The sequence below is a fragment of the Castellaniella sp. genome (assembly GCF_041675725.1).
In the GTDB taxonomy this organism is placed as follows: Bacteria; Pseudomonadota; Gammaproteobacteria; order Burkholderiales; family Burkholderiaceae_B; genus Castellaniella.
On the sequence record NZ_JBAYTI010000114.1, the window covers coordinates 1 to 4,150 of the forward strand.

General features: G+C 68.7%; 3 protein-coding genes. 2 read left to right on the plus strand and 1 reads right to left on the minus strand.

All coding sequences use genetic code 11. The annotated features are described in order from the left end of the window. On the plus strand, nucleotides 1–372 hold a 372-nt coding region (locus tag WCZ84_RS13765; RefSeq protein ID WP_372686847.1), incomplete at its 5' end, for an ATP-binding cassette domain-containing protein. Then, complete coding sequence (cydC, locus tag WCZ84_RS13770; protein WP_372686848.1) at nucleotides 369–2,027, plus strand: thiol reductant ABC exporter subunit CydC; 1,659 nt, start codon at nucleotides 369–371, stop codon at nucleotides 2,025–2,027. The genes WCZ84_RS13765 and cydC, both read left to right, overlap by 4 nt. Nucleotides 2,028–2,090: 63 nt before the next feature. Here the strand turns inward: cydC and WCZ84_RS13775 are convergent, their stop codons facing one another. After that, nucleotides 2,091–3,908, minus strand: coding sequence for a hypothetical protein (locus WCZ84_RS13775; protein WP_372686849.1), 1,818 nt, complete (start codon nucleotides 3,906–3,908; stop codon nucleotides 2,091–2,093). Between the last annotated feature and the right edge of the window lie 242 nt (nucleotides 3,909–4,150).

The window sequence follows — 4,150 nt, forward strand, 5'->3', positions numbered from 1 at the left end:
CGCGACAATTTGCGCTGGGTGGCCCCGGCGGCCCAGGACGAGCCCATTCGCCGGGCACTGCAGCAGGCCGTTGCGTACGCGTTCGTCGCCGAGCAGCCCGCGGGCCTGGACACCGTACTGGGGCGGGCCGGCCATGGGCTTTCGGGCGGGCAATTACGGCGCCTCGCGCTGGCGCGCCTGTTCCTGCTGGATCCGGAGGTGGTCTTGCTGGATGAACCGACCGCCCATCTGGATGCGGCCACGGCCCAGCAGGTACTGCACAATATCCTGGCCTTCTGCCGGGGCCGCACGCTGATCGTGGCGACGCACGACCCGAATGTGGCGGCCGCCTTCGGGTGCCGCCTGGTCCTGCCCGACGGGGGCTGGCCGTGAACCCGCGGGCCATGAACCTGCTGGCCTGGCTGCAGCCCTGGTTGGCGGCCCACGCGGGCCGCCTGCTGCTGGCCATCGCCGTGGCGCTCATCACGATCTGGGCGGGGGTCGGCCTGTTCATGGTGGCAGGCTGGTTTCTGACCGCTGCGTTTCTGGCGGGGACGACGGTCGGTTTCGATCTGTTCGCACCCTCTGCCCTGATCCGCGGCCTGTCGTTCCTGCGCATCGGATCGCGTTATGGCGAGCGCATCCTGGGCCACTCGGTGACGCTGACTATCTTGGCGGATCTGCGCACCCGCGTGTTCGCCCACGTCCTGACATTGAGTCCGGCCCAATTGGCCGCGTATCACGAAGGCGATCTGGTGGCCCGGCTGACCGCGGACGTGGACGTGCTCGATGGCTTGTTTCTGCAATGGGTGGCGCCGGCGCTGGTGGCTGCCCTGGCCGGCCTGTCTTTTGGCCTGCTGGTCGGGGTGCGGGATCCCTGGCTGGCCTGGTCGGTTTGCATGGTGCTGTGGGCGGGGGCCCTGGCCGTGCCGGGCTGGATCGCCTGGCAGGCCCGCCCGCCCGGCCGCGCCCTGCAGGTCGATGCCGCGCAGATGCGCGATCGGGTCCAGCAGGCCGTACAGGCCCATACCGATATGCTGGCATTTGGCTTGCTGGAACAGGCCAAGAGCGAGTTTGACGCGTTGGCCGGACAGCTGGCCCGGCGGCGTGACGCGCTGGCCGCCGGCAGTGCCTTGGGGCAGCTCATGCAGCAGGTCTTCATGGGCGGGGTCGTGCTTTTGCTGCTGTCCCTGGGGGCATGGGCCTGGCAGGATGGCCGGCTCAGCGGGCCGCAGTGGGTCGGGGTGGTACTGGGCGGGATCGGCCTGTCCGAAGTGTGGGGGCCCCTGATGCGCGGCGCCTCGCGCGCGGGCGTGCTGGCCGCAGGTTCGCGCCGTGTACGGGCTTTGTTCCAGACCCGGACGGCCATGGCGGCGCCCGCGCGACCCTTGGCCTTGCCCGACGAGGGCGCGTTGACGCTGGATCGTGTGTCCTGCCGCCATGGCCAGGGGCGTTGGATCCTGCGCCGATTCAGCCAGCACTGGCCCATGGGGTCGCGGGTCGCCGTCATCGGCCCCAGCGGTGTGGGCAAATCCACCCTGTTGGCCTTGCTGTTGCGTATTCAGGATCCCACCGAAGGCGAGATCCGCCTGGGCGGCGTGCCGCTGCACCGTGCGGATCCCGCCCAGGTGCACGCGCGCATAGCGTTGTTGACCCAGTTCTCGCCAGCCTTCATTGGCACCGTACGTGAAAACCTGCAGATCGCCGCCCCTCAGGCCAGCGACGTCCAGTTGTGGCAAGCCCTGGAAAAAGCCCAATTGGCCGACTTCGTGCGCACGCTGGCCAACGGGCTGGACACCTGGGTGGATGAAGGCGGGGCGACGTTGTCGGTTGGGCAGGTGCGGCGGCTGTGCCTTGCACGGATCTTTCTTTCGCCAGCCCGCATCTGGGTGCTGGATGAGCCTACCGCAGGGCTGGATGCACCCACCGCCCGGGCCTTTTTCGATGCACTGGCGCACGCGGCGCACGGCCGCACGCTGATCGTTGCCACGCACGCGGACCTGCCGCCCGGGGTGTTCGATACCGTGGTGCGCCTGCAGGCCCCATGATGACCCCGTTGCGGCGCGTGGGCGCGGCACCCGTGCGCGGCATCAGGGTACGGCGGCGCGGCATCAGGGCGCGGACGTCACGTCGTAGCGGTTCCATGCACCCATCGGGATGGGGCCGGTGGCCCAGGCGATGGCCTCGCCGCGCGCCAGGCGCGCGTACAGCGTACTGCCGGCATCGTCCGGATCGGCACACACGAGCAGATAATGGACCTCGCGGCGATCGATGATGGCGCGCGCCCGGGCATCATCGCCTGTGGACAGCCAGATATGGTATGTATCCAGAATGCCCTGTACGTTATGGTGGTAATTGCCGGCGATCACGCGATGCGGCGTGCGCCACAGCAGCTCGGGCGCCTGGTTCAGCGGGATCAGTACCGTGGCCGGCGGCAATGCCGTGAGATCGGCGGCAATCGGTGCCAGCGGGCAACGCACCGGTTCGGCGGGAGCCGCCATGAGCCGGGTTTCCACCAGAAAAGCCGCCACCATCAGCAGGAGCAGGGCCGCAGGCGCCAGCAGCCAGGCCGCCGCGCGATACTGCTCGCCCTTGGGCAGGCGGGTGGGATCCTTGGCCACGAAAGCGCGCTGGCCACACAAGGCCACCCCCCAGGCCAGTGCACCGGCCAGGCTCGCCGCCGCCCCCATGCGCACGTGCCAGGCGGTCAGCCCCGCATAGGCCACGGCCATCGCGCCCAGCACGGCCCACCAGAGACAGCGTGCCCGCCAGGCGCGCACCAGCAGCCAGGCGCCCGCCAGACAGGGGAGCACCACCCAGGCCAGGACCTCCGATGGTTTCTGCGTCGAACGCAGCTCGTTGATGTGACGCCACCACAGCGTTTTCAGTTCGTCCGGCAGCAAGCCCGAGGGCCCGGCCAGCGCCCCGGGGGTGAAACCGACCCAGATCGCGGCGGCGGCCAGCGTTGCGGCTGCAATCACTGAAAAGCGCAGGGCAATAGGCAGCCTGGGTTGGCTGGCCAGTACGTCGGCCAGCAACAGCAGGGCGGACAGCCCGCCCGCCCAGGCGAGCCAGGCCAGGCTCAGGTGGTCCAGCGCCCAGGCGCTGAAGGTCGGCGGCGGCGGGTCGACCCACCCGCCCCACAGCAATATGGCGCACAGGCCGGCCGCCAGCGGCCAGCATGACGGCCGTCCCCCATATTGCAGCCGGTGGCTGGCCAGCAAGGCTGCGAGCCCGGCAATGAACGGCATGGTTTCGGGCGAAATCCACAAGCTCAGGCCCAGGCACGCGCCGGCGAGCCCCAGTGCCGCCGCTGTCGTGTGCTGCCGGGTCGCCACCCCGTGAGCGGGGCCTTCAGGAGGCGGGGCCGCCGCGGCCGCGCCTGGCGACGTGGGCACGCGCAGGTGGCGAAAGATCAACCAGGCCGCAACGGCCAGCGGCACTAGCATGAACAGGTGGTGTGTGATTTGTGTCAGCTTCCCATACGCCTGCAACGCCTGGCTGGAGACGACGACCAGCACCGTGGCAATCGCACCCAGCCGTCCGCCCACCGCCAGGATGGCCAGGACGGCAAACAGGCCCAGGAGCGCGTAGCTGATCCATGTCAGGCTGGCACCCGCCGCGACGAGTGCCGACTCTTGGGGCAGACCCGCCCACTGCAGCCCCCCGGCGACCTGCTGCAGCACCCAGGAATACACCATGGACCAGTGCAGATAGCTGCCGCCCGGCGCGGCATCGCGCGCCATGTATTGATAGCCCATGCCGGCCTGCCAATCGCGCAGCAATACGAGCCGGGTATAACTATCGGGGTTCGAGAAGTCCATCGCCCACAGCGCCGGCAGCTCACGCATCGCCTGGAAGCCCAGCGCCACCACAAGAATGACGAAGGCTAGAATAAGGACTTTCCGTGTGCTCAGATCATGCAACATGGGACGGGCGCCGGTGTTCAACAGGCCATTCAGGCAGACGTAAACAGGCCATTCTTGCAGACCCAAGATGCCGCAGGCCGTGAATTGCGCGCTGCTTGATGGAAACCAGCCATGCTATCAGAACCCCGCATTGCCCTGCTGATTCCCTGCTATAACGAAGCGTCCACCATTGCGCGGGTGGTGGCGGATTTTCAGGCGGCCATCCCGGCCATCCAGGTCTACGTGTTCGACAACGGCTCGGA